A 3848-nucleotide genomic window follows, 5' to 3' on the forward strand; every position below is an offset into this window, starting at 1 on the left:
ATTTGTCTTTGCTCGGCAACTTCCATAATGGTTCTGGAAACATGTGCGCTTTCGACCCGGATTATTTCGCCTCCCAATTCAGTGGCCAGTTTGAAATTATTGATCAGATGGCGTTGTTTGTCCAGCGCAATTTTATCCATACTTTCCTTCGGCGTTTGCACATAAAGCAACACCCACGGACTGTTATAATAACTGGCAAGCCTCGCTGTTTTTCTAATGACATTTTTCGAAGTTTGTGCATTGCTGCTGATACAGGCCATAAATTTATTAGGTTTCAAAGCCGTCACACTTCTCGAAGTCACCTCCGTTTCAACCTTTCTAACGACCTGGCTTGCAACTTCTTTAAGCGCCAACTCACGTAATTGCAGAATATTTCCGGAGGTGAAAAAATTGTTAAGTGCAGTTGGCACTTTTTCAGCTGTGTAGATTTTCCCTTCCTTTAAACGGGTGATCAGCTCGTCTGCCGTAAGGTCAATATTAACCACTTCGTCCGCTTGTTGAAGCACACTATCCGGAATTCTTTCCTTGACTTCAACGCCCGTAATCTGTTTAATTTCTTCGTTTAAACTTTCAATATGCTGAATATTAACGGCGCTGATCACGTTGATCCCCGCGTCGAGAATTTCCATCACATCCTGCCAGCGTTTATCATTTTTGCTGCCTTCGATATTGGTATGGGCAAGTTCGTCAACAATAACAATTTCTGGACGAAGGCTTATAACAGCCTGCAAGTCAAACTCTTCCAGTTCTTTTCCTTTGTAAAAAAGTTTTCTTCTTGGAATAATGGGCAGGCCTTCCAGCAAGTCGTGCGTTTCTTTACGGTTATGGGTCTCTATATAACCGACTTTCACATCAATGCCGTTACGCATCAATGTGTGGGCCTCCTGCAGCATCCGGAAGGTTTTACCTACACCGGCACTCATGCCGATGTAGATTTTAAACTTCCCTTTTCTGGATTTTTTGATCAGGTCCAGAAAGTGTTTTACGTTGTTTTCTTTTTCAGTCATTAAAATGATAGTGCAACGGATGTTGTTACGAAATAATTCTGGTTGCTGGTGCCGGCATCTTTTGAAAAGATATCGTCTTTGCTGTTAAAAGCCCTTGCTTCCAGTCTGAACATTACATTCTGCGCAGGCAAGTAATCGAAGTTGGCAGAGTAACCAAAAGTTTTAAAACCGTTTGGCGTTCCCGTACTAATGATAACTCCCTTTTCGTCTGCATAATATTCTCCCCTGGCTGCAATCCTGACTTTTTCATTCGGCATATACCTGGCAATTAAAACCGGCGTATACCATACATTGTAACTGCTGCTTCCTTTACTTTTTTGCTGCACACCAATATCAAAACCTGCCGTCAAACCAAATTTGTCAGTAAACTGAAACTGACCATAAATGTTGTTAAAATAGCGCCATTGTTTTGTACTGTCCGGCTGCTCATTTCCTATATAAGTACTCCAGTTCAAAGTCGCATTTGAAGACGGTTTATAAGTCAACTGTGTCCCAAAAGCAGGCGTCTGGTTTCCAGGAATTTTCTGGATACGCTGCCATCCGTTCAGATACATCGCTGCTGCGTACAATTTTTCGTCTTTACTGGTAAAACCAATTTTTACACCTGCCTCATAATAAGGAGAATTTTCGGCCAAAATACTACGCGTCAAATTCCAGTTGTCCTTTCCAATCGCACTTTCAAACCCGATATGCGAAGGCATAATTCCCGCATCAATCCAGAGATTGTTTTTCTTTGAAATTTTGATTCCAACGTTGGCTTCATAGATATTTTTCAATAATCCTTGTTCTGCTGCCAGATTATACTGCGGATAAGTACCGGCCATCACAGCCAGGTTTGCCCTTACATTTTCGGTATTGTAGTTAACTTTAAAAAGTCCCAGATTTAAATTTACTTCATTGTGTTTGTTGTAATTATATAAAAATCCAGGTCGTTCGTGGTTGGCTGGTTTGTTAAAATCATAACTATAAAAAGCTTCAACGTAACCTGAAAAAGTTAATGGATTTGGTTTTGCTTTTTCAATTGAAATGGTATCCTGGGCAATGACCGGAATAGAAAAAATTCCGGCGGCAATTAAAAATAATTTATTCATTTTCATTCTGGTAAGTGTACTGGACTCTTTAAGTTTTGTTGAGATTTCAAATTAATAACGTTGAGTAATCCATGCATTTATTTAACCTGATCAAGTGCCATATTCAGTTTCAAAACATTCACTTTTGCAGGCCCCAAAAGTCCAAGCAAAGGGGCTTCGGTGTTTTCTTCGATTAGTTTCTGAATGTTTTGCTCAGAGACGTTTCTTGTTTTGGCAACTCTTTTGAGCTGAATTAGCGCCGCATTTGGAGAAATATCAGGATCAAGACCACTGCCACTAGCCGTTACCAGCTCAACAGGAACATCTTGTTTTTTCACCCCGGGATTATGTACTAAAAATGTATCAATCCGCGCCTGAACAGTTTGAAGATATTCAGGATTTGAAGGTGCTTTGTTGCTGCCACCACTACCTGCCGCGTTATAATCCACAGCCGAAGGGCGGGAGTTGAAATATTTATCTTCGGTAAAAGTCTGGCCTACGTTGGCATAGTACTTTTTACCATTTTGCATTACCACCTGTCCATTTCCGTGGTTTGGAGCAAGCTGGGCAATTCCCCAGATGATGATTGTGTAAACCCCGGCAAAGAAAATCAGCGTGATAGCGGTTAATTTGATTGCGGGAAATAGGTTCGTTTTCATGATAATTAAATTTTCGTTATTTTTGATAATAAACACATGATTTATGTACCGTAAAGTATTTGTTGCCGAGACTGCTTCTCAATTGACTATCAACTTACCTATTGAATATCTCAACAAAGGTGTGGAAGTCATTGCTTTTGAGATAGATGACAATCTTGATTCAGCTTATGTAGCCAAGAAAAAAGCTGCTTTAAACGCTATCCAATTCTTTAACACTTTACAAATAGACATGCGTAGTTTTAAATTTGACCGGGACGAGGCTAATGAAAGATAATTTCTTCATTGACAGCAACATCGCACTATATCTTCTTGATTTAAATGACAGCCGTAAGAAAGAAATTGCTTCATCGCTTCTGGAAAATATACCCTTTATTAGTCCTCAGGTCGTTTTTGAATGCTTAAATGTTTGCTTGAGAAAATATAAATTGGAGCGAAACGTCGCTGTCCGGTTTGTTTCTGAATTAACCAATGCTTCATTTATCCAGCCAGAGAATGAATCGGTCATAACAAATGCCTTGTTCATTTTCAATAAGTATTTGTTACAACCGTTTGATTCAAAGATAATTTCATCCGCTTTGGAGGCCGGTTGCAGCACCTTATATTCAGAAGATATGCAACACGGGCTGGTTATTGAAAAGCGGCTCACCATCGTTAATCCTTTTTTACAATAATAGTTACAACCAGATACTGACCACCATATCAATCAGTTTAATCCCGATAAAAGGCACAATTATACCCCCTAAACCGTAGATAAAAAGGTTTCTTCTTAGCAATGCACTGGCGCCAATTGGTTTATAAGTCACACCTTTCAAAGCCAATGGGATCAGTATCGGAATGATGATCGCGTTAAAGATCACAGCTGACAAAATCGCACTTTCCGGGCTGTTCAGATCCATGATATTCAAACCTTTAAGCGCTGGTATCGAAGCGATAAACAAGGCAGGGATGATGGCGAAATATTTGGCAACGTCGTTTGCGATCGAGAAGGTTGTCAGCGTACCGCGGGTCATCAAAAGCTGCTTTCCGATTTCTACGATTTCAATCAGTTTGGTAGGATCATTATCCAAATCCACCATGTTTCCTGCTTCCTTAGCTGCCTGCGTACCACTGTT

At 40.2% G+C, this 3848-nt stretch carries 5 protein-coding genes and 1 pseudogene; 2 read left to right on the forward strand and 4 right to left on the reverse strand.

Translation table 11 applies throughout. From position 1 onward, the window contains the following. The 3 genes from FDK13_RS35045 to FDK13_RS35055 all read right to left on the reverse strand — a co-directional run. A partial coding sequence (locus tag FDK13_RS35045) for a sensor protein KdpD (RefSeq protein WP_137344656.1) occupies window positions 1–1007 on the reverse strand: 1007 nt, incomplete at its 3' end. Beyond that, a complete protein-coding gene (locus FDK13_RS35050) occupies window positions 1007–2098 on the reverse strand; it encodes a porin (protein WP_137344657.1) in 1092 nt (363 codons plus the stop codon). The genes FDK13_RS35045 and FDK13_RS35050, both read right to left, overlap by 1 nt. Window positions 2099–2175: 77 nt before the next feature. Next, the gene (locus tag FDK13_RS35055; RefSeq protein ID WP_137344658.1) at window positions 2176–2736 is read right to left on the reverse strand and encodes a K(+)-transporting ATPase subunit C; all 561 of its coding nucleotides are present in this window, start codon (window positions 2734–2736) and stop codon (window positions 2176–2178) included. A gap of 43 nt (window positions 2737–2779) precedes the next feature. Here FDK13_RS35055 and FDK13_RS35060 point away from each other — a divergent pair, with 43 nt between their 5' ends. Together FDK13_RS35060 and FDK13_RS35065 are read left to right on the forward strand one after the other, a co-directional pair. Continuing rightward, a complete protein-coding gene (locus FDK13_RS35060; protein WP_137344659.1) occupies window positions 2780–3010 on the forward strand; it encodes a hypothetical protein in 231 nt (76 codons plus the stop codon). After that, window positions 3000–3407 (forward strand): PIN domain-containing protein, encoded by a 408-nt coding sequence (locus FDK13_RS35065; RefSeq protein WP_137344660.1) that lies wholly within the window; start codon window positions 3000–3002, stop codon window positions 3405–3407. Before FDK13_RS35060 ends, FDK13_RS35065 begins: the two co-directional genes overlap by 11 nt. A gap of 3 nt (window positions 3408–3410) precedes the next feature. Here FDK13_RS35065 and FDK13_RS35070 read toward each other — a convergent pair. Next, window positions 3411–3848: pseudogene (locus FDK13_RS35070) on the reverse strand (potassium-transporting ATPase subunit B); the annotation flags it as partial.

Source organism: Dyadobacter frigoris, assembly GCF_005280585.1.
In the GTDB taxonomy this organism is placed as follows: Bacteria; Bacteroidota; Bacteroidia; order Cytophagales; family Spirosomataceae; genus Dyadobacter; species Dyadobacter frigoris.

Coding starts and splice junctions, on each gene's coding strand:
- FDK13_RS35050 (WP_137344657.1), bottom strand. CDS start 2,098: ATGAATAAATTATTTTTAATTGCCGCCGGAATTTTTTCTATTCCGGTC.
- FDK13_RS35055 (WP_137344658.1), bottom strand. CDS start 2,736: ATGAAAACGAACCTATTTCCCGCAATCAAATTAACCGCTATCACGCTG.
- FDK13_RS35060 (WP_137344659.1), top strand. CDS start 2,780: ATGTACCGTAAAGTATTTGTTGCCGAGACTGCTTCTCAATTGACTATC.
- FDK13_RS35065 (WP_137344660.1), top strand. CDS start 3,000: ATGAAAGATAATTTCTTCATTGACAGCAACATCGCACTATATCTTCTT.